The organism is Klebsiella sp. F11 (genome assembly GCF_056712265.1).
Genome location: NZ_CM160060.1, coordinates 4,258,002 through 4,283,666, shown reverse-complemented (window position 1 = coordinate 4,283,666; position 25,665 = coordinate 4,258,002). Strand labels below are relative to the sequence as shown.

The 25,665-nt window shown below is 60.0% G+C and carries 26 protein-coding genes, 1 tRNA gene and 1 pseudogene; 8 read left to right on the top strand and 20 right to left on the bottom strand.

What is annotated here, in order from left to right; translation table 11 throughout:
* Positions 1 to 52 precede the first annotated feature (52 nt).
* The 7 genes from AC1M2H_RS21105 to AC1M2H_RS21075 are packed head-to-tail and all read right to left on the bottom strand — an operon-like array spanning position 53 to position 7,311.
* A complete protein-coding gene (locus AC1M2H_RS21105) occupies positions 53 to 823 on the bottom strand; it encodes a heme ABC transporter ATP-binding protein (protein WP_480148926.1) in 771 nt (256 codons plus the stop codon).
* Entirely contained in the window at positions 820 to 1,812 is a 993-nt protein-coding gene (locus tag AC1M2H_RS21100; protein WP_480148925.1) for a FecCD family ABC transporter permease, read from the bottom strand. Before AC1M2H_RS21100 ends, AC1M2H_RS21105 begins: the two co-directional genes overlap by 4 nt.
* 51 nt (positions 1,813 to 1,863) lie before the next feature.
* The gene (chuY, locus tag AC1M2H_RS21095) at positions 1,864 to 2,487 is read right to left on the bottom strand and encodes an anaerobilin reductase (RefSeq protein WP_480148924.1); all 624 of its coding nucleotides are present in this window, start codon (positions 2,485 to 2,487) and stop codon (positions 1,864 to 1,866) included.
* A complete protein-coding gene (hutX, locus tag AC1M2H_RS21090; RefSeq protein ID WP_480148923.1) occupies positions 2,487 to 2,981 on the bottom strand; it encodes a heme utilization cystosolic carrier protein HutX in 495 nt (164 codons plus the stop codon). Before hutX ends, chuY begins: the two co-directional genes overlap by 1 nt.
* Before the next feature lie 12 nt (positions 2,982 to 2,993).
* Positions 2,994 to 4,331 (bottom strand): heme anaerobic degradation radical SAM methyltransferase ChuW/HutW, encoded by a 1,338-nt coding sequence (gene hutW / locus AC1M2H_RS21085; protein ID WP_480148922.1) that lies wholly within the window; start codon positions 4,329 to 4,331, stop codon positions 2,994 to 2,996.
* Positions 4,332 to 4,351: 20 nt separating this feature from the next.
* The gene (locus AC1M2H_RS21080) at positions 4,352 to 5,176 is read right to left on the bottom strand and encodes a heme/hemin ABC transporter substrate-binding protein (protein WP_480152004.1); all 825 of its coding nucleotides are present in this window, start codon (positions 5,174 to 5,176) and stop codon (positions 4,352 to 4,354) included.
* A gap of 2 nt (positions 5,177 to 5,178) precedes the next feature.
* Positions 5,179 to 7,311, bottom strand: coding sequence for a TonB-dependent receptor plug domain-containing protein (locus AC1M2H_RS21075; protein WP_480148921.1), 2,133 nt, complete (start codon positions 7,309 to 7,311; stop codon positions 5,179 to 5,181).
* A gap of 287 nt (positions 7,312 to 7,598) precedes the next feature.
* On the opposite strand from AC1M2H_RS21075, the gene cueR reads away from it, so the two are divergent.
* Positions 7,599 to 8,009, top strand: a complete 411-nt coding sequence (cueR, locus tag AC1M2H_RS21070) for a Cu(I)-responsive transcriptional regulator (RefSeq protein ID WP_480148920.1) — start codon at positions 7,599 to 7,601, stop codon at positions 8,007 to 8,009.
* Here the strand turns inward: cueR and AC1M2H_RS21065 are convergent.
* Both AC1M2H_RS21065 and AC1M2H_RS21060 read right to left on the bottom strand, forming a co-directional pair.
* Positions 8,006 to 8,470 carry an NfeD family protein gene (locus AC1M2H_RS21065; RefSeq protein WP_480148919.1) on the bottom strand — a complete coding sequence of 155 codons (465 nt, stop codon included), beginning with the start codon at positions 8,468 to 8,470 and terminating at the stop codon, positions 8,006 to 8,008. The genes cueR and AC1M2H_RS21065 overlap by 4 nt on opposite strands.
* Complete coding sequence (locus AC1M2H_RS21060; protein WP_480148918.1) at positions 8,467 to 9,384, bottom strand: SPFH domain-containing protein; 918 nt, start codon at positions 9,382 to 9,384, stop codon at positions 8,467 to 8,469. The genes AC1M2H_RS21065 and AC1M2H_RS21060 overlap by 4 nt, the downstream gene beginning before the upstream one ends.
* A gap of 137 nt (positions 9,385 to 9,521) precedes the next feature.
* Here AC1M2H_RS21060 and fetA point away from each other — a divergent pair, with 137 nt between their 5' ends.
* Positions 9,522 to 10,199, top strand: coding sequence for an iron efflux ABC transporter ATP-binding subunit FetA (gene fetA / locus AC1M2H_RS21055; RefSeq protein ID WP_480148917.1), 678 nt, complete (start codon positions 9,522 to 9,524; stop codon positions 10,197 to 10,199).
* The gene (gene fetB / locus AC1M2H_RS21050) at positions 10,186 to 10,968 is read left to right on the top strand and encodes an iron efflux ABC transporter permease subunit FetB (protein ID WP_480148916.1); all 783 of its coding nucleotides are present in this window, start codon (positions 10,186 to 10,188) and stop codon (positions 10,966 to 10,968) included. Before fetA ends, fetB begins: the two co-directional genes overlap by 14 nt.
* 44 nt (positions 10,969 to 11,012) lie before the next feature.
* On the opposite strand, the gene AC1M2H_RS21045 is transcribed toward fetB, so the two are convergent.
* From AC1M2H_RS21045 to tesA, 3 genes are read right to left on the bottom strand one after another with little or no spacing between them, the layout of a single operon-like run.
* Complete coding sequence (locus AC1M2H_RS21045; RefSeq protein WP_480148915.1) at positions 11,013 to 11,867, bottom strand: co-chaperone YbbN; 855 nt, start codon at positions 11,865 to 11,867, stop codon at positions 11,013 to 11,015.
* A gap of 58 nt (positions 11,868 to 11,925) precedes the next feature.
* Positions 11,926 to 12,735 carry an SDR family oxidoreductase gene (locus AC1M2H_RS21040; RefSeq protein ID WP_480148914.1) on the bottom strand — a complete coding sequence of 270 codons (810 nt, stop codon included), beginning with the start codon at positions 12,733 to 12,735 and terminating at the stop codon, positions 11,926 to 11,928.
* On the bottom strand, positions 12,725 to 13,351 hold the full coding sequence (gene tesA, locus AC1M2H_RS21035) for a multifunctional acyl-CoA thioesterase I/protease I/lysophospholipase L1 (RefSeq protein ID WP_480148913.1): 627 nt from the start codon (positions 13,349 to 13,351) through the stop codon (positions 12,725 to 12,727). Before tesA ends, AC1M2H_RS21040 begins: the two co-directional genes overlap by 11 nt.
* On the opposite strand from tesA, the gene ybbA reads away from it, so the two are divergent.
* From ybbA to AC1M2H_RS21020, 3 genes are all read left to right on the top strand, one after another.
* Entirely contained in the window at positions 13,319 to 14,005 is a 687-nt protein-coding gene (gene ybbA / locus AC1M2H_RS21030) for a putative ABC transporter ATP-binding protein YbbA (protein ID WP_480148912.1), read from the top strand. The two genes, tesA and ybbA, sit on opposite strands and share 33 nt — an antisense overlap.
* Positions 14,002 to 16,416 (top strand): putative ABC transporter permease subunit YbbP, encoded by a 2,415-nt coding sequence (ybbP, locus tag AC1M2H_RS21025; protein WP_480148911.1) that lies wholly within the window; start codon positions 14,002 to 14,004, stop codon positions 16,414 to 16,416. Before ybbA ends, ybbP begins: the two co-directional genes overlap by 4 nt.
* Before the next feature lie 268 nt (positions 16,417 to 16,684).
* On the top strand, positions 16,685 to 17,830 hold the full coding sequence (locus AC1M2H_RS21020; protein WP_480148910.1) for a porin: 1,146 nt from the start codon (positions 16,685 to 16,687) through the stop codon (positions 17,828 to 17,830).
* 60 nt (positions 17,831 to 17,890) lie between these two features.
* On the opposite strand, the gene mnmH is transcribed toward AC1M2H_RS21020, so the two are convergent.
* The 5 genes from mnmH to ppiB form a co-directional block, all read right to left on the bottom strand.
* The gene (gene mnmH / locus AC1M2H_RS21015) at positions 17,891 to 18,967 is read right to left on the bottom strand and encodes a tRNA 2-selenouridine(34) synthase MnmH (protein ID WP_480148909.1); all 1,077 of its coding nucleotides are present in this window, start codon (positions 18,965 to 18,967) and stop codon (positions 17,891 to 17,893) included.
* A 111-nt stretch (positions 18,968 to 19,078) separates the two neighbouring features.
* Positions 19,079 to 20,146: a 5-(carboxyamino)imidazole ribonucleotide synthase gene (gene purK / locus AC1M2H_RS21010; protein WP_480148908.1), complete on the bottom strand. Its 1,068-nt coding sequence runs from the start codon at positions 20,144 to 20,146 to the stop codon at positions 19,079 to 19,081.
* Positions 20,143 to 20,652, bottom strand: coding sequence for a 5-(carboxyamino)imidazole ribonucleotide mutase (purE, locus tag AC1M2H_RS21005; RefSeq protein WP_480148907.1), 510 nt, complete (start codon positions 20,650 to 20,652; stop codon positions 20,143 to 20,145). The genes purK and purE overlap by 4 nt, the downstream gene beginning before the upstream one ends.
* Before the next feature lie 119 nt (positions 20,653 to 20,771).
* Positions 20,772 to 21,494, bottom strand: coding sequence for a UDP-2,3-diacylglucosamine diphosphatase (gene lpxH / locus AC1M2H_RS21000; RefSeq protein WP_480148906.1), 723 nt, complete (start codon positions 21,492 to 21,494; stop codon positions 20,772 to 20,774).
* A gap of 3 nt (positions 21,495 to 21,497) precedes the next feature.
* Complete coding sequence (gene ppiB, locus AC1M2H_RS20995) at positions 21,498 to 21,992, bottom strand: peptidylprolyl isomerase B (protein ID WP_480148905.1); 495 nt, start codon at positions 21,990 to 21,992, stop codon at positions 21,498 to 21,500.
* Between the two features lie 173 nt (positions 21,993 to 22,165).
* Here ppiB and cysS point away from each other — a divergent pair, with 173 nt between their 5' ends.
* Positions 22,166 to 23,551 (top strand): cysteine--tRNA ligase, encoded by a 1,386-nt coding sequence (cysS, locus tag AC1M2H_RS20990; RefSeq protein WP_480148904.1) that lies wholly within the window; start codon positions 22,166 to 22,168, stop codon positions 23,549 to 23,551.
* Positions 23,552 to 23,622: 71 nt separating this feature from the next.
* Here cysS and ybcJ read toward each other — a convergent pair whose 3' ends face one another.
* Positions 23,623 to 23,835 (bottom strand): ribosome-associated protein YbcJ, encoded by a 213-nt coding sequence (gene ybcJ, locus AC1M2H_RS20985; RefSeq protein ID WP_023279775.1) that lies wholly within the window; start codon positions 23,833 to 23,835, stop codon positions 23,623 to 23,625.
* Position 23,836: 1 nt separating this feature from the next.
* A complete protein-coding gene (gene folD / locus AC1M2H_RS20980) occupies positions 23,837 to 24,703 on the bottom strand; it encodes a bifunctional methylenetetrahydrofolate dehydrogenase/methenyltetrahydrofolate cyclohydrolase FolD (protein ID WP_480148903.1) in 867 nt (288 codons plus the stop codon).
* Between the two features lie 353 nt (positions 24,704 to 25,056).
* On the opposite strand from folD, the gene AC1M2H_RS20975 reads away from it, so the two are divergent.
* Positions 25,057 to 25,133: transfer RNA gene (locus AC1M2H_RS20975), tRNA-Arg, on the top strand.
* Between the two features lie 7 nt (positions 25,134 to 25,140).
* On the opposite strand, the pseudogene AC1M2H_RS20970 reads toward AC1M2H_RS20975, so the two are convergent.
* Positions 25,141 to 25,623, bottom strand: a pseudogene (locus tag AC1M2H_RS20970) (tyrosine-type recombinase/integrase); the annotation flags it as partial.
* Between the last annotated feature and the right edge of the window lie 42 nt (positions 25,624 to 25,665).

Below are 25,665 nucleotides of genomic sequence, written 5' to 3'. Positions count from 1 at the left end.
GGGACAAACTGAGGACAAGAAGGGGAGTTCCACCACCGTAATCCCCCTGTGCTTAATGGTCAAGAACGATAAGCGGCGTTTGATTTTCAGACTCTTTAATTACCGTGATATCCGCTCCGTAGAGGTCTTTCAGCGTCCGCTGCTGCATAACCGCCTGCGGGGTGCCGCTATCGACGACGCGCCCTTTATCCATCAGCACCACGCGATCGGCATAGCGGGCGGCGAGATTAAGATCGTGCAGCACGCAGCAGACGTTAAACTGCCGCTCGCGCACCAGACGGCACAGCAGACGGAAAAGATGCTGCTGGTGGTGAATATCGAGGGCGGAAGTGGGCTCATCCAGAAACAGCCATTTGGGCGACGGGACCGGCTCCCAGAGCTGCACCAGCAGGCGCGCCAGCTGTACCCGCTGCTGTTCGCCGCCGGAGAGCTGCCGATAGTCGCGGGCGGCCAGATCCCGGCAGTCGCACAGCGCCATGATGCGGTCCGTTTCATCGCGCGAGCTCTGCGTCCGCCAGGGATGTCTGCCCATGCGGATCACCTCCTGCACGCTGAACGGAAACGCCATATGGCCGTTCTGCCGCATCACGGCGCGGGTTTTCGCCAGCTCGGCTATCGACCACGCCTCCAGCGGCGTACCCAGCAGGGAGCACTGCCCGGCGTGCGGCCGCAGGTAGCCCGTGAGCTGGCGCAGCAGCGTGGACTTTCCGGCGCCGTTTGGGCCGAGAATAGCGACGATCTCCCCGCCGGGCAGCGTCAGGGAGACGTTATCGGTCAGGCGACGCCCCTGCAGGGTATAAACCAGATTTTCGGCCCGAATCATGACGCCCTCCGGCTGCGCAGGATCAGCCACAGAAAATAGGGTCCGCCGATCAGGCTGGTCAGCAGGCCGACGGGCATCTCCGCCGGCTGCACCAGCGTGCGGGCGAGGGTATCGGCCACCAGCAGCAGGCAGGCTCCGGCCAGGGTCGAGCAGGGGATAAGCCAGCGATGATCGGCCCCGATGGTCATGCGGATCAGGTGCGGGATCACCAGGCCAATAAAGCCGATCACGCCGCTCACCGAAACGGCCGCGCCCACCAGCAGCGAGCTGAGCAACAGCAGCTGCTGACGTTTACGCTTAACGTTAACGCCGAGGTAGTGCGCCTCTTCATCCCCCAGCTGCAGCAGGTTGAGCGTCCCGGCAAGAAACAGCGTGGCGACAACGGCCGGCAGGATAAACGAGCCGGCGACCAGCAGCGTAGGCCACTGCGCCTGGCCAAGGTTGCCCATCATCCATAGGGTGAGCTGGCGCAGCTGCTGCTCGTCGCCGATGTAGCTCAGCACGCCGATCGCCGCTCCGCACAGCGCGTTGATAGCGATGCCGGCTAACAGGAGCTGCATCATGCCGCCGTGCGCGTGGCGCCGGCTGATGAGGAAAATGACGGCGCAGACCGCCATGCTGCCGGCGACGGCAAAAATCATCTGCTCGTAGAGAGCCAGAACCACCGGAAATGAGAAGGGCAGAACAATCGCCACCCCCACCATCAGCGCGGAGCCGCTGCTGACGCCGAGCAGGCCGGGATCGGCCATCGGGTTACGAAACAGGCCCTGCATAATGACCCCAGCCGTCGCCAGCGCGCTGCCCACCAGCACCGCCAGCAGCACGCGAGGGAGGCGAATATTCAGCCAGATATCGCGATATTCTTCGTCAAACAGGGCGCTGAAGCTGATATTCAGCGCGCCCTGGCTGGCGCCAACCAGCACCAGTGCGGCCAGCAGCAGCGCAAGGCCCGTCAGTACGCTGGCGGAAGAGAGTGAATCCTTGAGCACGCAAAACTCCATAACGTCTTTGCGGCGCGGATCTGCCGCGCCGCGAGGGGATTACGCCGGCTTGAGGTCCGGCTCAATCAGGCTGTAGATCTGATTGTTGAGCGCCGGCGCGGCGGCCAGCTCGTGAATATGCGCGGCAACGTCCGCGCGCCGCACGAAACCGTGGCACTCCTGGTTCTGCAAGCGCTGCGCTTTACCGCTCGCCTCGCCGTTGAGCAGGCCGCCGGGGCGCAGGATGGCATAATCGAGGCCGCTGGTTTGCAGCCAGCTTTCCGCCAGCGTTTTTTCGCGCACCGCCTGGCCAAACGCGGCTTTGGCGCGTGGGGATAAAAAGGGCCAGCTATCGCCGCAGCCCAGCGAGGTCACCAGAATCATTCGCCCGATGCCCGCTTTTTCTGCGGCATCAATAACAGTCCGGTGCGCCAGGTAGTCCTCGGCGCCGCCCATAGAGGAGACGATTAGCGCATCCGGGCCGGCGGCGTGGCAGGCGCGAGCCACCACGGCGGCATCGCAGGCGTCGCCGGGGAAAACCCGCACGCCTTTAGCCTCAAGGGCGGCTGCGGACTGCGGGTTACGCACCACGGCCAGAACGGGGAGCCGCTCCGCCAGCGCCAGTTCAAGAGTCTTTGCGCCCGTGCCGCTGCCGCCGGCGCCAAAGATTAACCACGGCGTCATCAGGCGGTTTCCTTGAGGGAAGCGGCCAGGGCCCGGAAGGCGCTAACCTGCTCAGCGAGCAGCTGGCGATGCTCGTCGCGGCCGAGGAAAATCTTGAACATCGCGCTACCTGCCTGGTTAAAGAAGAGAATCGACGCGGTGTCCATACCCATAAATTTACGTTCAATCAGCGCGATATGGCGGCAGTTTTCCGCTTTGATATGGCCCGTCATGCCCTTTTTGCCGCGCAGGTTGAAATAGCCGTGACGGTGGAATCCGGAAGGCAGCTCGCCGGTAAACTCGAGGATGACGTCGGCGGTATGAACCAGCGTCGTGACCTTGCCCCATTCGCTGACGGTTTCCCAGACGGCGTCAAAGTTCTCACCCGACACGAGCGTCGGGGAGGGGAGGTTTTGCACCACCTCCAGCAGGGAGGTGTGGTAGCGATCGGCGATCGCCTCCAGGGTGCCGTCCGGCTCGGTTAGCAAAAATTCCGCTAAAGAAACATGGCTCATAAATCACTCCTCTTAGGGTTGCTCTACCGCAATGTGCGGCGCGTTAAGTTGTTGAATCAGTTCATCAAGAGACTGCAAAATGTTGCTGGCCCAGAGGCGTCCTTCGTTGGTCAGGCGCAGGCAGGTTGAGGCGTCGCGGGTGAGCCCCGCCCGATGCCATTGGGCCAGCAAAGGCGCCAGCTCCCCGGCGCGCGGCGTGAGTTCATCCAGTGGGACGCGGGCGGTTTCCACGCCCGCCTGTAGCGTATGCCGCCACTGAAAACCGCGCTCGGCGGTGCGCATCATCATCATCAGCGGCTTTTTCCCGGCGGCGATCGCTTCGTGCCAGGCCGTCAGGTTACGTTCCACCATCCACGAATAGCCGTTGACCGAGCCGCCGGCGCCGGAGCCGAGGGCCAGGCAGTCGGCCCCTTGTTTAATCAGCAGGTTGTAGAGATTGCGTTCGCGGGTCGTGCGGGCCCAGTGGCTGTTGCTGATACAGCGCCAGCCCGCGCTCTCCATGAAGTCGCAGCCCTGCAGATAGAGATCGCGCCGCTCTGCCGGCGTGGGGACGGCGGTGCGACCGTTTTCCACGGCTTTGCCCAGCGGCGTGTTGGGGAGCAGATTAAGGGCGTAGAGATCGACGCCGTCGAGCCCGATGTCGCGGGCGATTTTGAGATCTTCCTCCCACAGCGTTGCGTCCTGGCCGGGAAGGCCGAAAAGCAGATCGCACACCACGGCCGCGCGATCCCGCCGCACCAGCCCCCGCATAAAGGCGGCGGCGGTGGGGCCGTCAGAGGTGCGGGCCATTTTCTTACGCACCTTGCTGTTGAAGGACTGAATGCCGATGGAGAAGCGATTGGCTCCGGCATCCAGGCAGGCGTCGATGCGATTGTCATCAAAGTTAAGTACTCGTCCTTCGATAGTGATTTCGCAGTCCGGCGCGAGGGGCAGCTTTTCCCGCAGGGTGGTGATAATTATCGCCAGATCCTGCGCCGCCAGCGCGGAGGGCGTGCCGCCGCCAAAATAGACCGCGTGGATCGGCGCCGACTGGTGCAGGACGCTATCGGCCTCCATTTCGATTTCGCGCAGCAGCGCGTCGGTATAGCGGGCGCAGTGGTCATCCTCATAGCGATTTTGATAAAAGCCGCAAAAAGTGCAGTGGGTTGCGCAAAAAGGAATATGTAAGTACAGCAGACGTTTACGCGGCGGCGCGCGGTGGTCGAGCACCTCCTGCCAGGTTTGCGCCAGCTGCTCTTTCGCCACCGGGATTGCGCCGCGCCACGGCATGGTGGCCCGTCGATCTTTAAAGGGCTGGCCGCCCTCCAGCGCGAAATGCGCGGAGAGGTCCAGATCGTTGTTAGTCTTCATAGCATCAACATCAAATCCAGTTATTGGGGCCAGAACTGCTGGTTAAGGGATTCAACCGCGTCGGCAACCCGGGGGCCCATACCGAGGATCAGCGACTGATCTATCGTGATAATGCGCCGGTTTTTCCATGCGGCGGTGTGGGTGATGCCGGCGACGGCGCGCAGCCGGTCAATATCGCCGCCAACCATTTGCGAGGTCACGACGATCACCTCCGGGTTTGCCGCAATCAGCGATTCCGCGCTGTAGCTTTTATACTGCTCGTGCGAAGCCACGTTCCGCGCGCCCGCGAGGGTCAGAATAGCGTCGGCAACGCTGCCCCTGCCGGCGACCTGCGGCGCGCTGCCGCCCGCGGAGAGAATAAACATCGCCCTGAGCGGCGCGTTCTGCGCCGCTACGCTGCGCTGAACGCGTTCCAGTCGCTGTTGAATCCCCTTCACCAGCGTATCGCCTCGTTCAGGAACCTGCAGCGTTTTTGCCAGCTGGCGAATATTGGCGTACATCTGTTCAACCGTGGCCGGTATGCGCGGCAGGGTGACGACCTGAACTTTTTGCGTCCGCAGCTGATCCAGTACGATCTGCGGCCCGGCATCCTGCCAGGTGATAAAAACGTCCGGCCTGAGGGATAAAATGCCTTCGCTGCTGAGCTGCTTCCAGTAGCCGATATGCGGCAGCCCGGCCGTTTCCGGCGGCCAGGAGGTGGTCTCATCGACGCCGACAACCTGATTACCGGCGTCAAGCGCGTAGATCAGTTCGCTGAGCGAGCCGCCGGCCACGACGATACGTTCGCTGGCATAGGTTGCGCAGGCGGCACAGAGCGTCAGCAGGGCGAACAACAGTTTTTTCATCATCAGAAGTTCCACGCGAAGCCAACCGCCGCGTTAAATCCGGCCGCCGGAATGGTTTCATGGGCGGTTTGATAGCGCTTGTTGGTCAGGTTGTTGAGCGCCAGGTTGACCTGATACTGCTCCTGCGGGCCGAACTCGGTATTAAACGCGAGGTTAAGCGTTGCCCAGCCCGGATAGCGAATCTCCCTGGCGCCGGTTTTATCGTTAGCGCTGGAGGCGGCGCGCACGAAGAGATCGGAGGTCACGTTGGCGCTATTCAGCAGCAGCGTGTGCTTCAGACCCGCTCGTCCCGTCAGCGCGGGCTCGCCGGTATCCCAGGTTTTAACGGTTTCGCCTTCGTACTGCCGGCGAATAAGGTTGCCGCTCAGATAGGGTGAAACGGCCCAGCCGTTGTACTCCGCCGTCAGCTCCATCCCCCAGGTTTTGGCGCGATCGATATTGTCGTAATAGAAATATTCGCCGCGCGAAGAGGTGCTGTTGCCGCTGCAAATCGCCTGGCCCGAACAGGGGAGGCTGGCGATATAGTCTTTGGCTTCGGAGTAGTAAATCGCGCCGTCAACCAGCCACATATTGCCTTTGTAACGGGCGCCCAGCTCATAGTTGTTGGAGTGTTCCGCCTTCAGGCCGGCGTTGCCATAGGTGATGCCGCCCCCGGCCGAGGTCTGCATAAACAGCTGGGTCAGCGTTGGGAAGACGTAGCCCTGGGCGTACGCCGCGCGCAGCTCAACGTCTTTAAAGCCGGAATAGCGCAGGCTGGTCGAGGTCACCAGCTTATCGTCGTGGGCCGATTTTCCGCCCATTGACTGGCTGACCGCGCCGCTCCGGCTGTCGCTGCGGTTAAGCTCGGAGGAGAGCCAGTACTGACGCGCGCCAACGGTCCAGGTCCAGTCATCGGCGAAGCGCCAGTCGTTTTGGGCAAACACCGAGGCGTTGCTTTGCTGCGCCTCAATATGCGACAGCGTGAGGGTCTGGATGTCGAAGGCGCCGGTGGCCGCCGTCTGGCGCGTGCTGCTGCGGGTGTCCTGCTTCACTTTGTCATGCTGATACTGGGTGCCGATAACCAGCTCGTTGTTCGCCGGCAGGGAGAAATTGCCCTGCAGCGTTACGCCCTGGGTATATTGCTTATCGTTGGTGTTGGTCTGGTTGCTGACCGTCAGCGCCTGGATAATCGGGCTGGGGATCGGCTGGGTGGTCTTAATCCGGTTTTCAAACTCACGCGCAATGGTCTGGCTGTAGGCGTCGAGGTGGATTTTTTTCAGGTAATCGCCGCCGGCGTCGAAGTCATAGAATGCGCCGATCTTTTCGCGCTCCAGCTTGGGGATACGGACGCTGAAGTCTTCATATTCGCCATCCGGATCGTCAAACCAGGTCTGCGTGGAGGTCCTGTAGCGGTCGAGCGACAGGCCGAACTTATGCTGGTCGAGAGTGTAGCCAAGCCAGACGCCCTGGCTGTTGTTGCGAAAGTTGGTGTTTTGCAATCTGCCGTCCGGCGTATCGCGGTTGCCCTGATCGGAGTAGCTGCCGTTGATGCGATAGTCGAACTGGCCGATGCTGCCCCAGGCCGCCGCGGACTCATCCCAGCCCGCGGTCGCCGAGTTATATACCGCCTTTACCGTGCCGGCGAGGGGCTTATCCCCGCCTTTTTTAGTGATAAAGTTGATCACGCCGCCGATGGCCTGCGAGCCGTAAAGCACCGAGTAGGGGCCTTTTACCACCTCGATCCGCTCCAGCGCCGACTCATCAATCAGCAGCCCGACGCCGTAGTTCTGCCCGGCGCGCTGGTAGCTGACCACCTGGCCGTCAATCAAAATCAGCACCCGCGAAGAGGCCTCGCCGCGGATGCGGATTTGCTTACGTCCGGCCAGAGAGTTATCGGTCACTTCAACGCCGGGGATATCCCGCAGATCGTCGGCGATAGAGACGCTGGTGGAGTTGTTGAGCGTTTCCCGGTCGATAACCTGAACGGTCGCCGGGCTTTCCCAGAGGCTTGATTCTGTTCGATTGGCCGTGACGATCAGCGTCTCGTCGCCGGTCGTTTTAGCCGTGCTGGTTGGGGTTGTCGCAGAAACGTTAGCGGCAACAAACAGCGACAGGCTGGAGAGTAGCATGCTCCCCCGTTTTATCCTTTCCACCATTAGATTAACCTTTATTATAATGATAACCAATATCATTCGCATTTATATTGGTTTGTGGAGGACACGTCCAGAAGCGAAGAGGTAAATGGAATGCACCTTTGATATGGGTCAATTTCTACCGGTGAGTAAATAGTTTTTTGCGAGCTTTATCACGTTATGCAATACCGTGGGCGCGGTTAACCTGATAAAAAATATGGCTTATATTTTTTCCTTCCCGTGCAGGGTTGGTTATTGCGCGAATGATCCTACAATAGGGGCAGGGCGACAAGCAGCGAGGTGCAGAGGCGATGAATATCAGCGATGTGGCAAAAAGGACTGGCTTAACCAGTAAAGCGATTCGCTTCTACGAAGAGAAGGGGCTGGTGACGCCGCCGCTGCGGAGCGACAACGGCTACCGCAGCTACAGCCAGCGGCACCTGGACGAGCTGACCCTGCTGCGCCAGGCGCGGCAGGTTGGGTTTAACCTCGAGGAGTGCCGCGAGCTGGTCGACCTGTTTAACGATCCGTCGCGGCATAGCGCCGACGTCAAGCGCAGAACCCTGGATAAAGTCGCTGATATTGAGCGTCATATCAGCGAGCTACAGAGCATGCGTAGCCACCTGCTGGCGCTGGCGGAGTCCTGCCCCGGCGATGACGGCGCTGACTGCCCGATTATCGACAATCTCTCCGGCTGCTGCCATCGCAAGACGCAGAGTTAGCGGTGGGGAGGGGCGAGCCTGATCCGCAGCGTGATGCCCTCAACCGCCAGCACCTCCACCTTACTGCCGGCGGCGAGGTCCTCGTCGGCGACCACCGGCCATGAGCTATCGCCAACGCGCACGTGGCCGCGGCCGTTAACCAGCGCCGTCTCCAGCGAGAAGACGCGGCCAATCAGCTGATTCCCGCGCTGGTTAAGCCGGGCGTCGGCCGGCTTCTGCCGCTTCTCCTGGCCGCGCAGCCAGCGCGACCACAGCCAGGCCGCCAGCAGGGTCAGCGCGGCAAACAGCGTGCCCTGCCACTCCCAGCCCAGCGTCAGCATCCAGGTCAGCGCCCCGGTGATCACCCCGGCAACGCCGCTCCACAGCAGATAGCCGTTGCCGCCGAGCATCTCCGCCGCCAGCAGCAGCCCGCCGAGGCTCAGCCAGAAGATATGCGGATGAACCAGTATCATCGCGATCATAGTTTTTTCCGTTCGCCGGCGCCTTCTTTGAGCAGTTCGCTAATTCCGGCGATAGATCCCATCAGGCTGGTCGCGTCGAGCGGCATCAGCACGACCTTGCTGTTATTTGCTGCGCCGATCTGCTGCAGGGCGTCGGTATATTTCTGCGCAACGAAGTAGTTAATCGCCTGAATATCCCCGGAGGCGATGGCGGAAGAGACCATCTGGGTGGCGCGGGCCTCCGCTTCCGCCGAACGCTCGCGCGCTTCCGCCTGCAGGAACGCCGACTGGCGCTCGCCTTCGGCTTTGAGAATTTGCGACTGCTTTTCGCCTTCGGCTTTCAGGATCTCCGCCTGACGTACCCCTTCGGCTTCGAGAATATAGGCGCGCTTGGTACGTTCGGCTTTCATCTGGGCGTTCATCGAGGCGATAAGCTCCGCCGGCGGGCGCACGTCGCGAATCTCCACGCGGGTGATTTTGATCCCCCACGGGTTGGTGGCCTCATCGACGATATGCAGCAGGCGGGTGTTGATGCTGTCGCGCTGGGAGAGCATTTCGTCGAGCTCCATCGAGCCGAGAACGGTACGGATGTTGGTCATCGTCAGGTTGATAATCGCCAGCTCGAGGTTGCTGACCTCATAGGCCGCTTTCGGCGCGTCAATCACCTGAATAAAGCACACCGCATCGATGGTGACGTTAGCGTTATCGCGCGAAATGACCTCCTGGGAGGGAATATCCAGCACCTGCTCCATCATATTGATTTTTCTGCCGATGCGGTCCATAAACGGCACCACCAGGCTCAGGCCCGGCTGCAGGGTCATGGTATAGCGGCCGAAGCGCTCGACGGTCCACTGGTAGCCCTGCGGGACAATTTTCACCCCGGCAATAACGATCACCAGGGCGACAAAAATAAGAACGGGGATAAAAATTAGCATCAAAAAACCTCCTGTTTAATTGCCTGCCAGACGTCAGCAAAATGACGCATGTTTAAATCGAGTATATCTTTCTCCCCATCCTGGCGAAAGAAAAGTGGAGTAAACTAGTCGGGTTTTGGGAAATATATGGAACGATAATGAAGGAAAATAAAGCTATCTTGCGCCTTGAGGACGTTGGCTTTCAGATCGATAAGTCGGTCATTCTGCATAATATTAATCTCGAGCTGGGCGCCGGAGAATTTAAGCTAATTACCGGGCCCTCCGGCTGCGGTAAAAGCACGTTGCTTAAAATTATCGCCTCGCTGCTCAGCCCGACCAGCGGGCAGATTTTTTACTCCGGCAAGGATATCAATACGCTATCGCCGGAAGCCTACCGCCAGCAGGTCTCATATTGCGCGCAAACTCCGGCGCTATTCGGCGACTCGGTCTATGACAACCTTATTTTTCCCTGGCAAATTCGCCGTCAGCAGCCGGACCCGCAGGCGCTGATTGCCGATTTACGCCGCTTTGGGCTGGCGGAAAGTACGCTGGGCAAATCGATTAACGAACTCTCCGGGGGAGAAAAGCAGCGCGTTTCGCTTATTCGCAACCTGCAGTTTTTGCCGCAGGTGCTGCTGCTCGATGAAATTACCAGCGCCCTGGATGAGAGCAATAAGCGCAACGTGAACGATATTATTCATCGCTATGTGACGGAAAAGAATATTGCGGTGCTGTGGGTGACGCATGACCGGAATGAAATCGACCACGCCGATGAAGTGGTTACGCTGCAGCCGGCGAGCGTAGAGGGGCGGGAGGTTAGCAATGAACGGACATAATATCACCAACGAATCGCTGGCCCTGTCGATGGTGCTGGTGCTGGTGGCCATCGTGGTGAGCTATCGCGAAAAGCTGGCGCTGGAGAAAGATATCATCTGGAGCATTTGCCGGGCGGTGGCGCAGCTGATTATCGTCGGCTACGTGCTGAAATATATCTTCAACGTCAATCACGTTCTGCTGACGCTGCTTATGGTGCTGTTTATCTGTTTTAACGCCGCGTGGAATGCGAAAAAGCGCAGCAAATATATCGATAAGGCCTTCATCTCATCGTTTATCGCCATTACCACCGGCGCCGGGCTGACCCTGGCGGTGCTGGTCTTCTCCGGCTCGATCTCTTTCGTGCCGATGCAGGTGATCCCGATCGCCGGCATGATCGCCGGCAACGCGATGGTGGCGGTGGGGCTGTGCTACAACAATATGGGTCAGCGTTTCAGCAGCGAACAGCAGCAAATTCAGGAGAAGCTGAGCCTCGGCGCGACGCCAAAGATGGCCTCTGCCGGGCTAATTCGCGACAGTATTCGCGCCGCGCTGATTCCGACCATCGATTCAGCGAAAACGGTGGGGCTGGTGAGCCTGCCGGGAATGATGTCGGGGCTGATTTTTGCCGGGATAGATCCGGTTAAAGCAATTAAGTATCAGATAATGGTCACATTTATGCTGCTATCGACCGCCAGCCTGTCAACCATCATCGCCGGCTATCTGACCTACCGAAAATTCTTTAACCCGCGCCACCAGCTGGTGGTGACGCACCTGAAAAAGAGCGCCTGACCGCGTTCCCCGGTCGGCGAGGCGCCGCCGGGGAGGTTTAACGATCAGTACAGCAGGGAGTAGAGCTGGCGGCGATATTTGGCGGCCAGCGCGTCGCCGGTGCCGAGGGCGGCCAGAATTTCCTGCAGCATCTTGCGCACCTGGCCGTCGCCGGCGTCTAAATTTTCCTGCAGATGGCTGAACAGCAGGGCCAGCGCCTCTTCGTTGCGGCCAACCTGATGCAGCTGCAGGGCCAGCTGCGCCGCCAGCGCCGCGTCCTGCGGGTTTTGCTCAACCTGCTGCTGGAGCTGCTGAATTTCCGGGGTATCGGCCGCCTGCTTAAGCAGCTCAATCTGCGCCACCAGCCCCTGGAAACGGGTGTCCTGATCCTGCAGCGGAACCTTTTTCAGCACCGCCTCGGCCTCGTCGGAGCGCTGCAGGGCGATCAGTGTTTCCGCCAGCAGCAGGCCAATCTGGCTCTCCTGCGCGGAGAGCTGCCACGCCTCTTTCAGCAGCGGCAGGGCTTCGGCGTACTTCTCTTCCTGCATCAGCGCCAGCGCCTGCTGGGCCTTTAGCTCCTCTTCGCGCGGCAGCACTTTATCAAGCAGCGCGCGTACGGCGGACTCCGGCTGCGGGCCTTCAAAGCCGTCAACCGGCTGGCCGTTCTGGAACAGGTAAACCGTCGGGATCGAGCGCAGGCCGAACTGCGAAGCCAGCATCTGCTCGGCATCGCAGTCCACCTTCGCCAGGATAAACTGACCGTTGTACTGCGCCGCCAGGCTCTCCAGAACCGGCGTCAGCTGCTCGCAGTGCTGGCTGCGCGCGGACCAGAAATAGAACAGCACCGGCGCGGTAACGGATTGCTCCAGCGTCTGATGCAGGTTAGCTTCGGTAATATTGATAATATTCTGTACTGACATAAGCGCATCTCTTTAATCGATTTTTTGTATACATGGGGGCGGCGGCCGGCGCTTCAACTCAGCCCTGGATAATTTTGTCCATCATCCGCGCCGGCAGCAGGCGTTTGAGCAGGGCGACCGCGTGCGTGACGAAGGTCACCGGATAGCGCAGCCGGGGTTTATCGCTAACGAAAGCATGGCGCACTTTTTCCACCACCGCCTCCGGCCCGAGGGTAAAGCGCGCGGCGATGCCGGGATTTTCCACCGGCTTGTCGCGCTGGGTTTGGTTAACGTTGGTCGTAAAGCGGGTGCGAATCGGCCCCGGCTCAATCAGGCTGACCTTAATGCCGCTGTAGCGCAGCTCCATGCGCAGGGCGTCGGACCAGGCCTCCAGCGCATATTTGCTGGCGGCATAGGCGCCGCGGCCGGGGCTGGAGATGATCCCCATCACCGAGGAGGTCATCACGATACGCCCCTCGCCGTGCGGCTCCATCGCCGGAAGCAGCAGCATGGTGAGCTGATGGGCGCCAAAAAAGTTGGCGGCAAACTGCTGCTCCATCTGCCGGCGGCTAATGGTGATCAGCGGGCCATACACGCCGTAGCCGGCGTTATTAAACAGGCCGTACAACCGATTATCGGTCAGGGCGATCACCTCCGCCGCCGCGCGCTCCACGCTCTGCGGATCGTCAAGATCCAGCAAAATACCGGTCAGTCCGAGTTCCCGCATCCGCGCCACGTCCTCGGCCTTGCGGCAGGCGGCCAGAACCTTAAAGCCCTGACGTTGCAGATCGAGCGCGCTTTCAAGGCCAATACCGCTGGAACATCCTGTAACTAAAACCGTTTTTTGCATAACTTTACCTGCAAACAACCCCTGCGGATCAGGAGTCATGATTAACTAAGGGAGCCAGCCGCGTCGCCATCCAGTCGGCAATAAACGGCTGGGCGTCGCGGTTGGGGTGGATGCCATCATCCTGCATCCACTGTGGTTTCAGATAGACCTCTTCCATAAAAAAGGGTAACAGAGGAATATCAAACTCTTTGGCCAGTGCGGGATACATTGCGCTAAAGGCTTCATTATAACGACGGCCATAGTTGGCGGGCAGGCGAATTTGCATCAGCAGCGGCTGGGCATTCGCCGCTTTGATATCCTGCAAAACGGTGCGCAGCGTCTGCTCCGTTTGCTGCGGCGGGAAGCCGCGCAGCCCGTCGTTGCCGCCCAGTTCGACCAGTACCCAGCGTGGCTGATGCTGCTTAAGCAGCGCCGGCAGACGCGCCAGCCCCTGCTGCGACGTGTCGCCGCTGATGCTGGCGTTAACCACCGGCGTTTTGGCCTGCCACTTATCGTTAAGTAGCACAGGCCACGCGGCGTTGGCCGCCATGCGATAGCCGGCGCTCAGGCTGTCGCCGAGAACTAACAGCGTATCCGCCGCCATCGCGCGGCAGGTAAACAGGACCAGAAACAGGAAAGGCAAATGCCAGCGGAAAACATACTTGAAGTTCATCATCTTAAGAAGTCCGTCGGTCAGGGAGAGCATCAGCTTTCCATCCTCACCGGAGTTGAGCTGGTTGTCAAACCGGCGCAGACCATCGCCCTGATCGGCGAGTCGGGTTCCGGTAAATCCACGCTGCTGGCCATTCTTGCCGGGCTGGACGACGGCAGCGGCGGTGAAGTCTCTCTGCTCGGGCAGCCGCTGCACCACATGGACGAAGAGGCGAGGGCGCAGCTGCGCGCGAAGCACATCGGCTTCGTCTTTCAGTCCTTTATGCTGATCCCGACCCTCAACGCGCTGGAAAACGTTGAGCTTCCGGCGCTGCTGCGCGGCGAGAGCGACAGCCAGAGCCGGGGCAGCGCCAGGGCGCTGCTTGAGCAGCTGGGGCTGGGCAAACGCCTGAACCACCTGCCGGCGCAGCTCTCCGGCGGCGAGCAGCAGCGGGTGGCGCTGGCCCGCGCCTTCAACGGACGTCCGGAGCTGCTGTTTGCCGATGAACCGACCGGCAACCTCGATCGGCAGACCGGGGACAAAATTGCCGACCTGCTGTTTTCGCTCAATCGCGAACACGGGACGACGCTGATCCTGGTGACGCACGATCCGCTGCTGGCGGCTCGCTGCGACCGGCGGCTGCGGCTGGTTGATGGTCAGCTGCGGGAGGAAGCATGATTGCCCGCTGGTTCTGGCGCGAATGGCGATCGCCGTCGCTGCTGATCGTCTGGCTGGCGCTGAGCCTGGCGGTGGCCTGCGTGCTGGCGCTGGGGTCGATAAGCGATCGTATGGAAAAGGGGCTCAGCCAGCAGAGCCGTGAGTTCATGGCCGGAGACCGGACGCTGCGCAGCTCGCGCGAGGTGCCCGCCGACTGGCTGGCGCAGGCGCGTCGGCTGGGATTAACGGTTGGCGAGCAGCTTAGCTTCGCCACCATGACCTTTGCTGGCGATACGCCGCAGCTGGCCGACGTTAAGGCGGTTGACGATACCTATCCCCTTTACGGTCAGCTGGAAACCCAGCCGCCGGGCTTAAAGCCGCAGGCGGGCAGCGTGCTGCTGGCCCCGCGCTTAATGGCGCTGCTGAATTTAAAAACCGGCGATACCATCGACGTCGGCGACGCCACGCTGCGCATTGCCGGGGAGGTGATTCAGGAGCCGGACGCCGGGTTCAATCCTTTCCAGATGGCGCCGCGACTGATGATGAATACCACCGACGTGGCGAAGACCGGGGCGGTGCAGCCCGGCAGCCGCGTCTCCTGGCGCTATAAGTTCGCCGGCGCCGCGCCGCAGCTGGCGGAGTACGAGCGGTGGCTGCTGCCAAAGCTGGGGGCGGAACACCGCTGGATTGGCCTCGAGCAGGATGACAGCGCGCTGGGTAAATCGCTCGAACGCTCGCAGCAGTTCTTGCTGCTCTCAGCGCTGCTCACGCTTCTGCTGGCGGTGGCGGCGGTGGCGGTGGCCATGAGCCACTACTGCCGCAGCCGCTACGATCTGGTGGCGATCCTTAAAACCTTAGGCGCCGGGCGGGCGCAGCTGCGCAAGCTGATCGTTGGGCAGTGGCTGCTGCTGCTGGCGCTGGCGGCGATTGCCGGCGGCGCGATGGGGATGGGGCTGGAGAAGATCCTGCTGGTGATGCTGAAACCGGTTCTCCCGGGCGCGCTGCCGGCCGCCAGCCTCTGGCCGTGGCTGTGGGCGATTGGCGCGATGGTGGTGATTTCGCTGCTGGTGGGGCTGCGGCCCTACCGGCTGCTGCTGGCGACGCTGCCGCTGCGGGTGCTGCGCCAGGACGTGGTGGCTAACGTCTGGCCGCTGAAGGTCTATATTCCGCTGGTCTGCGCGGTGGTGATTATCCTGCTGGCCTGGCTGATGGGCGGCAGCCCGCTGCTGTGGGCGGTGCTGGCCGGCGCGGTGGTGCTGGCGCTGCTGTGCGGCCTGCTGGGCTGGGGGCTGCTGTGGTTGCTGAAGCGCGTGACGCTGAAGGCGCTGCCGCTGCGCCTGGCGGTTAACCGCCTGCTGCGCCAGCCGTGGTCGACGCTAAGCCAACTGGCGGCGTTCTCGCTGTCGTTTATGCTGCTCGCCCTGCTGCTGGTACTGCGCGGCGATCTGCTGGATCGCTGGCAGCAGCAGCTGCCGCCGGAAAGCCCCAACTACTTCCTGATTAATATTGCCCCGGATCAGGTTGAGCCGGTCAAAGCCTTCCTTGCCGGGCACCAGACGGCGGCGACGGAGTTTTACCCCATCGTCCGCGCGCGCCTGACGCAGATTAACGGCCAGGCGACGGAGGGCAATAAGGACGAGGCGCTGAATCGCGAGCTCAATCTGACCTGGAGCGACGACCTGCCGGATCATAATCCGCTGGTGGCCGGCAGCTGGCCGCCAAAAGCGGGGGAGGTGTCGATCGAAGAGGGGCTGGCGCAGCGCCTGGGGATTAAGCCTGGCGATAGCGTCACCTTTACCGGCGATACCCAGGAGTTCGGCGCGAAGGTGACCAGCGTGCGCAAAGTGGACTGGGAGAGCCTGCGGCCCAACTTCTTCTTTATCTTCCCGAAAAACGCGCTCGACGGGCAGCCGCAGAGCTGGCTGACCAGCTTCCGCTGGGACAACGGCAGCGGCATGCTGACGCAGCTGAACCGCGAATTCCCGACCGTCAGCCTGCTCGATATCGGCGCCATCCTCCGCCAGGTAGGCCAGGTCCTGACCCAGGTCAGCCGCGCGCTGGAGGTGATGGTAGTGCTGGTCACCGCCTGCGGTATTTTACTGCTGCTGGCGCAGGTACAGGTCGGGATGCGCCAGCGCTATCAGGAGCTGGTGGTCTGGCGTACGCTGGGGGCCGGAAAGTCGCTGCTGCGTACCACGCTGTGGGCGGAGTTTGCCCTGCTGGGCGTGGTGTCCGGGATTGTGGCGGCGATAGGGGCCGAGGTGGCGCTGGCGATGCTGCAAACCAAAGTCTTTGATTTTCCCTGGTCTCCGGACTGGCGGCTGTGGGTGATGCTGCCCCTCTGCGGGGCGCTGCTGCTCTCCCTGTGCGGCGGCTGGCTGGGGCTGCGTTTATTAAAGGGCAAGGCGCTGTTCCGCCAGTTTAGCCAGTAATTCAGCGCGCTTCGCATCTGCGGGCCCGGGGTTGAGTCTCAACGCCCCGGGCTTTTTACTGCGTTGCGTTTAAGCCCGCCGCGCTGCAGGTAGGGCATTTTAATGACGGTTTGATGAAATCCGCGGCGGATTTCCTTTAACGGCACAAAATGATAAGTAACTGATTTATAAGCGCACAAAAGCTTAAAAACGCGACAACACGGCGTTAGTAATCACGGGTAATATTCACCTTGCAAATATAAGGTTGCTTATTACTTAAGGAAAAAGCATGGCACATAAAATAAAAGCGCTGGCGATGACGATCGGCGCAGCTCTGGCAGTGACTTCTTTTGCTTCCCAGGCTGAAATTACGTTGCTGAAACAAGATCCGCAGGCCGGCGACCCGTTAAGCCGCCTGAACTTTACCGTCGGCGGGAGTATCCGTCCGCAGTTCAATATGATGTCCGGCGATGGCGATAAAGGCTCCTATAAGCGTAACGGCTTCGACGGCGGGACCCGTTTCCGCTTCGCCGCTGATTATTACCTGTTCGACGATATTAGCTGGATCAGCTATTACGAGCTGGGGGTTAATATTCCGGCGCTGTTTGACTGGGATAATCACTATGCGGAAGGCGCCAATAACACCTCCCGCCGTATGCTCTATACCGGGCTGAAGAGCGACACCTGGGGGACGTTAACCTACGGTCAGCAAAACAGTATTTATTACGACGTGGTGGGGGTCAAAACCGATATCTGGGATTACGACATGATAGCCCAGGCGCCGGGCAACGGGATCAACGGCGATTACGACGGTTCTTATCGCTCGCGCAATATGCTCAAGTATAAGAAATCCGCCGGCGACGTCGATCTGTATGCTTCTTATCTGTTTGAAGATAATGAGTATCTGCCGGGGAACGGCCTGCGCTATAAGCGTAAAGGCGGGGGCTCCGTGGGCGTGGATTACCACATCATGAAGGACCTGACCTGGGGGACGGCGTGGAACTATACGCGTGCCGAAATGCGCGATCCGTCCAGCTCGGAGAATAAAACCTACGACCAGAATATTCTCGGTACCGCCCTAAGCTGGACGCCGGATAACTGGACCTTCTCCTTCGGCGGCGGCTGGTATCAGAACTTCCTGACCAGCAAAAAAGTCGATGTGAATAACTACTTCGCCGGCGACGCCTGGGGTATTGAGTACTTCGCGGGTTATAAAATCCCGGTTGGCCAGTACGCGCTTAAATCCGTTCAGCCGTACTTTATGGGCGACCGCCTGGAATACGTGAACGGACGTAACTACCAGCGCATTGATAACGGTCTCGGGGTTAGCTTCCAGCTGGATTACGGCTTCCGCGTTGACTACGAACACGTCTTTACGTCCAGCACCGACAACCTGGGCGATATGAACATGGTGCGTCTGCGCTACGATTTCTAAACCGCCGCCTCCCGCGCAGCGCGATGCCGCAAACCCCGGCTTGCGCTGCGTTTACGCGACCTATCGCGCCAGCCAGCAGGCGACGTCCTGCCAGGCACCACGAAAGATAATCTTCTCCGCTTTTTTACCCAGCTGATAGCGGTACATCGGGTCGTAGTACTCTTTCAATAGCGGAACAAGCCACGCAAAATGCGCGTCGGTGCTCGCCGTACGCAGCTGCTCCGCCAGCGCCTCATCAAGCAGGGCGGTGAGCTGAGCAAAACGCTGGAGCCCCAGGCGACGGCGGATCGCAAACAGGCCGTGGTGCAGATACGCGCTGTACTCCTGCCAGCCCTGTTCTTCACCGTACGCGGCGATAAATTCGCGGTGCATCCGGTCAAAATACTCCTCCCGCAGGCGCGCCAGGCGGACATCAAACGGATCTTCCACCACCGCCAGCGGCGCTTGCGCCATGCGCTCGCGCAGGCATTCCGGCAGGTGGTTGGCGCCTATCATATGTCCTTCATCCTCCAGCACCCAGCGGCGCTGGCTGGGGGCCTTTTTCAGCATAGACACCGCGAGGTAGTTTTCAAAGGTCGCCTGAGGATGCTGGTCGCGCAGCGTTCGCCCGAACGAGGAGCCGCGGTGGTGGGCGAGCCCTTCGAGGTCGATTCCGTCAGGATGCGCGCCGACCAGCTGGGTTTTACCGTTGCCGGTGCAGCCGCCGATCAGCACCATCGGGCGCTGGACCAGCTCCTGCGTCAGCCGGATGGCGGCCTGGCGCAGCGCCTTATAGCCGCCGACGATCAGCGGGTAGTCGATGCCCGATTCACGCAGCCACTGCTGAACAATGTGCGAGCGCTGGCCGCCGCGGGCGCAGCAAAGATAGCCCTGAGGATTGCGCTGGCAGGCTTCACGCCACGCCCGCATACGTTGGGCGCGAAGGTCGTCGTTAACCAGGCGATGCCCGAGCGCCAGGGCGGCTTCTGCCCCCTGACGTTTGTAGCAGGTGCCGACGGCGGCGCGTTCTTCATCGTTCATCAGCGGCAGGTTGAGCGCTGCGGGGAGCGAGCTTTGGCTAAACTCAACCGGGGCGCGCACGTCAATAAGCGGGGTATCCGCGGCGAGAATGGCGCGATAATCCGTCCCATTATTCATGGGTCTTCCTTTTGCAGTGAAACCGAGATTTTGTGTCAAGCGAAGGAGGGATTCTACGCGCCTGAAGGCGTGCCGGGGAAGGGGGAACGCGCTTCCCCCGGCACGAAAGGCTTAGCTGAGCTGCGACTGGGCCCAGAAAATACCGCTGGCGTACTCCGGCGGCAGCAGCGGCTTCAACGCTTCGAGCGTGGCGCTCAGGCGGTCGGTATCGCTGTCGGTGAGGTTCAGGTGACCCACCTTGCGGCCCGGACGAACCTCTTTGTCGTACCAGTGTAGGTGCACCAGCGGCAGCTTCAGCCAGTCGTAGTTAAGATCGGTGCCGATCAGGTTGATCATCACCGAGGGGCTGTTGACCACCGGCGGCGGCAGCGGCAGGTCGGTAATGGCCCGCAGATGCAGCTCAAACTGGCTGATGGAGGCGCCGTTCTGCGTCCAGTGGCCGCTGTTGTGCACGCGCGGGGCCAGCTCGTTGATCAGCAGACCGTCGGCGGTGACGAAGCACTCCATCGCCATCACGCCGACATATTGCAGCTCGTCCATAATGGCGGAGAGCATGTCTTCGGCCTGATCCTGCTGGCGGGCGTTGGCCTGCGGGAAGGCCACGCTGGTGCGCAGAATGCCGTCCTGATGCAGGTTGCGGGTCAGCGGATAGAATACTGTGCTGCCGTCCTGAGCGCGGGCGCCAACCAGCGACACTTCGCCGGAGAAGTTAATCCCCTGCTCGACGATACATTCGCCGTAGTTATCGTCGGGCAGCTGAGCGGTTTCATTTTCCCGCAAACGCCACTGGCCGCGGCCGTCGTAGCCGCCAACGCGGCGCTTAACGATAGCCAGCTCGCCGAGGGTCGCGAAAACCGCCGGCCACTGGTTTTTATCCGCCAGCAGCTGCCATGGCGCGGTGGCGAGGCCCAGCCTGTCGAACAGCTGCTTTTGCGTTAGGCGATCGGCAATAATGGGAAACACATCGCGGTTAACAAACGCCGGATGACGCGCCAGTTCGCGGGTGAGGGCCGTTTCCGGCCAGCGTTCGATTTCCGCGGTGATGACGCTTTGCTGAAACGGCACCGCTTCGGGGTCGGCCTCAAGGCCAACCGGCCACACCGCGATACCCAGCGGTTCTCCGGCCTGGCGCAGCATGCGGCCGAGCTGGCCGTTGCCGAGGATACAAACCTGCTTCATGCCGCACCCCGAGGGTCCGGATTATCCAGCACTTCATCAGTTTGCGCCTGGCGCCATGCGCCCAGGCGCTGGTGCAGTTCCGCGTCGTGCTGCGCCAGAATCTGCGCCGCCAGCAGCGCGGCGTTGGCGGCTCCGGCTTTGCCGATAGCCAGGGTGCCGACCGGGATCCCGCGCGGCATCTGGACGATAGAGTAGAGGCTGTCAACGCCGCTCAGCGCCGCGCTCTGTACCGGCACGCCTAAGACCGGGACCAGCGTTTTCGCCGCAATCATGCCCGGCAGATGCGCCGCGCCGCCCGCACCGGCAATAATCACCTGATAGCCGTTGCTTTCCGCGCCTTCGGCGAAGCTGAACAGCTTATCGGGAGTACGGTGCGCGGAGACCACTTCAACGTGGTGCGGAACGTTCAGGGCATCAAGGATTTCTGCGGCAAACTGCATGGTAGCCCAGTCGCTTTTGGACCCCATCACGATGGCGATACGCGCCGAATTATTGCGGGAAGACATGCGTCTTAAAACTCCTGTGGGTGTGCTTCACACTGCTTTAGAGGCCACAGAGAATAACACGATATACGGGCGAGGAAAACGGTTGCGTAGGCCGGCGCTGGCGGAAAATAGCGCGATAATTAAAACGGGAAAGGGAGCAGCTCAACGTCGTCTTTGGTGACTTTGACCATCGAACCTTCGCTGTGCCACGCGCCGAGGACTACGCGAAACGCCGGCAGGCCGTTAGCTTCCATTTGGTGGATGGCCGGGCGATGGGTATGGCCGTGGATTAGCCACTGAACGCGGTGCTTTTCGAGGACCGCCGTTACCGCCTGCGGGTTAACGTCCATTATCTCCATTGACTTACTGCTGTTGGCCGCGCTGCTGTTGGCGCGCATTTTTGCGGCGATGCGGCGGCGTATAAACAGCGGCAGAGCGAGGAAAAGGCGCTGGATCCACGGCGTATGCACCTTGGCGCGAAACGCCAGGTAGCCGGCATCGTCGGTGCAGAGGGTGTCGCCATGCATAATTAAAACGCGGTGGCCGTAGAGATCGAGCACGTTTTCTTCCGTCAGCAGCGTCATACCGCAGGCGCGGGCAAAGCGCTGGCCGATAAGAAAATCGCGGTTGCCGTGGACGAAAAAGCAGGGGACGCCGGAGCGGGTCAACGCGCTGAGCGCGGCGGCGATTTCCTGATGCAGCGGGTTAGGATCGTCATCGCCGATCCAGGCTTCGAACAGGTCGCCAAGGATATAGAGCGCGTCCGCCTCGCGGGCCTGGCCGCGTAAAAAGCGGAGAAAACCGGCGGTAATCGCCGGTTCTTCGGTTTGCAGATGCAGGTCTGCAATAAAAAGTGTCGCCACGAATTATTCGCTGACGGTGACGCTTTTGATCACCACATCTTCTTTCGGCACATCCTGATGCATGCCGCTGCGGCCGGTAGAAACCGCTTTGATTTTGTCGACTACGTCCATGCCTTCAACGACTTCAGCAAATACGCAGTAGCCCCAGCCCTGCAGGTTTTCACCGGAGAAGTTCAGGAAGTCGTTATCGGCCACGTTGATGAAGAACTGCGCGGTGGCGGAGTGCGGCGCCTGGGTACGGGCCATCGCCAGCGTACCGCGGGTGTTTTTCAGACCGTTGTTGGCTTCGTTCTGGATCGGAGATTTAGTTGTTTTCTGCTCCATGCCCGGTTCAAAACCGCCGCCCTGGATCATAAAGCCGTTGATAACACGGTGGAAAATGGTGTTGTTGTAGAAACCTTCGCGGCAGTAGTCCAGGAAGTTTTTAACTGTTTCCGGCGCTTTTTCGTCAAAGGTTTTGATTACGATATCGCCATGATTAGTGTGGAAAGTAACCATTTTTGCATCCTGTTCCGATGATTGTGGTGCTTGAACCCGAGGTTGGGCGTGACATAGGGGGCTGTTATAGCATAACCGCGGGGTTGGATCACCTTGCATTGTGTGCTGCTTCGGGGTTGAATTCAGGTTAGAATACGCGGCTTATCACTACACACGTTTACACGGAATCTTCGATGTTAAAAATTTTTAATACACTGACGCGCCAAAAAGAAGAGTTTAAACCTATTCATGCCGGGGAAGTTGGCATGTACGTGTGTGGTATCACCGTTTACGATCTCTGTCACATCGGTCACGGCCGTACTTTTGTCTCTTTTGACGTAGTGGCGCGCTACCTGCGCTTTCTCGGCTATAAGCTGAAGTACGTGCGCAACATTACCGATATTGACGACAAAATCATTAAGCGTGCGAATGAGAACGGCGAAAGCTTCGTGGCGCTGGTCGATCGCATGATCGGCGAAATGCACAAAGATTTTGATGCGCTGAATATTCTGCGCCCGGACCTTGAGCCGCGCGCGACGCACCATATTCCGGAGATTATTGAAATCACCGGGCAGCTGATCGCCCGCGAGCACGCCTACGTGGCGGACAACGGCGACGTGATGTTCTCGGTTCCGACCGATCCGAACTACGGTCAGCTGTCGCGCCAGGATCTGGAGCAACTGCAGGCGGGCGCCCGCGTTGATGTGGTTGACGTCAAACGCAACCCGATGGATTTCGTGCTGTGGAAGATGTCGAAAGAGGGCGAGCCGAGCTGGCCGTCGCCGTGGGGCGCCGGGCGTCCGGGCTGGCACATCGAATGTTCGGCGATGAACTGCAAGCAGCTGGGCAACCACTTCGATATTCACGGCGGCGGTTCGGATCTGATGTTCCCGCATCACGAAAACGAGATCGCCCAGTCCACCTGCGCGCACGACGGCGAATACGTGAACTACTGGATGCACTCCGGCATGGTGATGATTGACCGCGAAAAGATGTCGAAATCGCTGGGCAACTTCTTTACCGTGCGCGACGTGCTGAAGTTTTACGATGCCGAAACCATCCGCTACTTCCTGATGTCCGGCCACTATCGCAGCCAGCTGAACTACAGCGAAGAGAACCTCAAGCAGGCGCGTTCCGCGCTGGAGCGGCTGTACACCGCGCTGCGCGGGACCGACAAAGCGGCGGCGCCGGCCGGCGGCGAAGCGTTTGAGGCGCGCTTTGTGGAAGCGATGGACGACGATTTCAACACCCCGGAAGCCTATTCGGTGCTGTTCGATATGGCGCGCGAAGTGAACCGTCTGAAAACCGAGGATGCGCAGGCGGCGAACGCGCTGGCGGCGCATATGCGCAAGCTCTCCGGCGTGCTGGGGCTGCTGGAGCAGGAGCCGGACGCGTTCCTGCAGAGCGGGGCGCAGGCCGATGATGGCGAAGTGGCCGAGATTGAAGCGCTGATTCAGCAGCGTCTTGATGCGCGTCAGGCGAAGGACTGGGCCGCCGCGGACGCCGCGCGTGACCGTCTCAACGAGATGGGCATCGTGCTGGAAGATGGCGCTCAGGGCACCACCTGGCGGCGCAAGTAGTCCCGAAGCCAGTAGCGAAATAAAAATGCCGGACCTTAAGGGCCCGGCATTTTTTTATTCAGCGACGGCAATCAGGCGGTAACGGTAACGCTCTGGCCTTCAAAGCTGACGGTCTGGCCGGCAACGATCTTGCAGCGCTTGCGGGTTTCTACCGCGCCGTCGACTTTCACCAGGCCGTCGGCAATCACGATTTTGGCCTGCGCGCCGCTTTCGCTCCAGCCTTCCAGCTTCAGCAGATCGCACAGCTCAACGTGCGGGTGTTTACCCAGAGAAAAAGTCGCCATCTTAGGCCTCCTTAATGTCGTGATACTCTTCGCACGCCTGCAGCGTGTTCTGAATGAGGGTGGCAACGGTCATCGGCCCGACGCCGCCGGGCACCGGCGTGATGTATGACGCGCGCGCGGCGGCATCTTCATAGACCACGTCGCCAACCACTTTGCCGCTTTCCAGGCGGTTAATGCCGACATCGACCACAATTGCCCCTTCTTTAATCCATTCTCCCGGAATAAAGCCCGGCTTACCGACCGCGACGATCAGCAGATCGGCATTTTCGACGTGCTGGCGCAGGTTTTTGGTAAAGCGGTGGGTCACGGTGGTGGTGCAGCCTGCCAGCAGCAGCTCCATGCTCATCGGGCGGCCGACGATGTTAGAGGCGCCAATGACCACGGCGTTCAGGCCGTAGGTGTCGATGTTGTAGCGCTCAAGCAGCGTCACGATACCGCGCGGCGTGCACGGGCGCAGGCGCGGAGCGCGCTGGCACAGGCGGCCGACGTTGTAGGGATGGAAACCATCGACGTCTTTGTCCGGCGCAATGCGTTCCAGCACTTTCACATTATCGATCCCGGCAGGCAGCGGCAGCTGTACCAGGATACCGTCGATTGTCGAATCGGCATTCAGCGTATCGATAAGTTCCAGCAGCTCCGCTTCGCTGGTGGTTTCCGGGAGATCGTATGAGCGGGAGATGAACCCTACCTCTTCACACGCCTTGCGCTTGCTGCCGACATAAATCTGCGATGCCGGGTTGCTGCCAACCAGCACGACGGCTAACCCTGGGGCGCGTTTTCCGGCCGCAGTGCGCGCCTTCACTTTTTCCGCGACTTCAGAGCGCACCTGCTGCGCAATCGTTTTACCGTCAATAATTTTTGCTGCCATCAGAGAGAGGATTCCATCTGTATCTTAACGAAAGGGGGATGCGGATATTTTGTCAGAAGCCAGCCTCTCTGTCAGTCCTCGTTTGATTTTTTATCGCTTTTCGGCGCGCGGGCAGACCATAAACCATATCGTTGAGGCGGGTTTAAGATCAATAAATGGCGGCGCGGCGCATAATTAAGCTGATGTTATGTTGGGAAATGACCACGAGGATTGAATAATCCTTATGCGTCGCTTGATGCATAAATAGCCAGCTAGCCGACAGAAAACAGTTTGATGGCAAAATGCATTGACTCATCAGGCGTGCACCGTATAATTCCCGGCGATTGCACATCATGAAGCTCCCGCTTCTCAGTGCGCCCTTAGCTCAGTTGGATAGAGCAACGGCCTTCTAAGCCGTAGGTCACAGGTTCGAGCCCTGTAGGGCGTACCATTTAAAATCAACCATTTACAAACCTCCTCCAGTCGCTGATTTTCCTTCGTGGGACATATTTGGGGACATCTTCTGCAAAAATCGAGTCAATTTGTCGTGCATGCTCCGTCAAATGGTTCGGCGTCATGTGAGCATATCGACGAACCATTTCAATGCTCTCCCAGCCGCCCATTTCCTGCAGTACGGAAAGCGGAACGCCAGACTGAATTAACCAACTTGCCCACGCATGTCTCAGGTCATGAAAACGGAAGTCTTCAATTCCTGCGCGTTTGCACGCCGAGTTCCACGCCCGGTTATCATCAACCCGCATTTTCCTTACCGCGGGCGTTAATGAGTGATCTGGTCGATGCCATGCTTTCGTGTGAACAAATACCCATTTATTATGGTTGCCTATCTGAGCTCGAATCGTCTTACATGCAGTCTCATTCAGCGCTACGCCAATAGCGCGGTTTGATTTGCTATCTTCCGGGTTAACCCATGCAACCCGGCGCAGTGGCCGGGCTGTTGTTTGCGCGCATACTTGCAACTTACG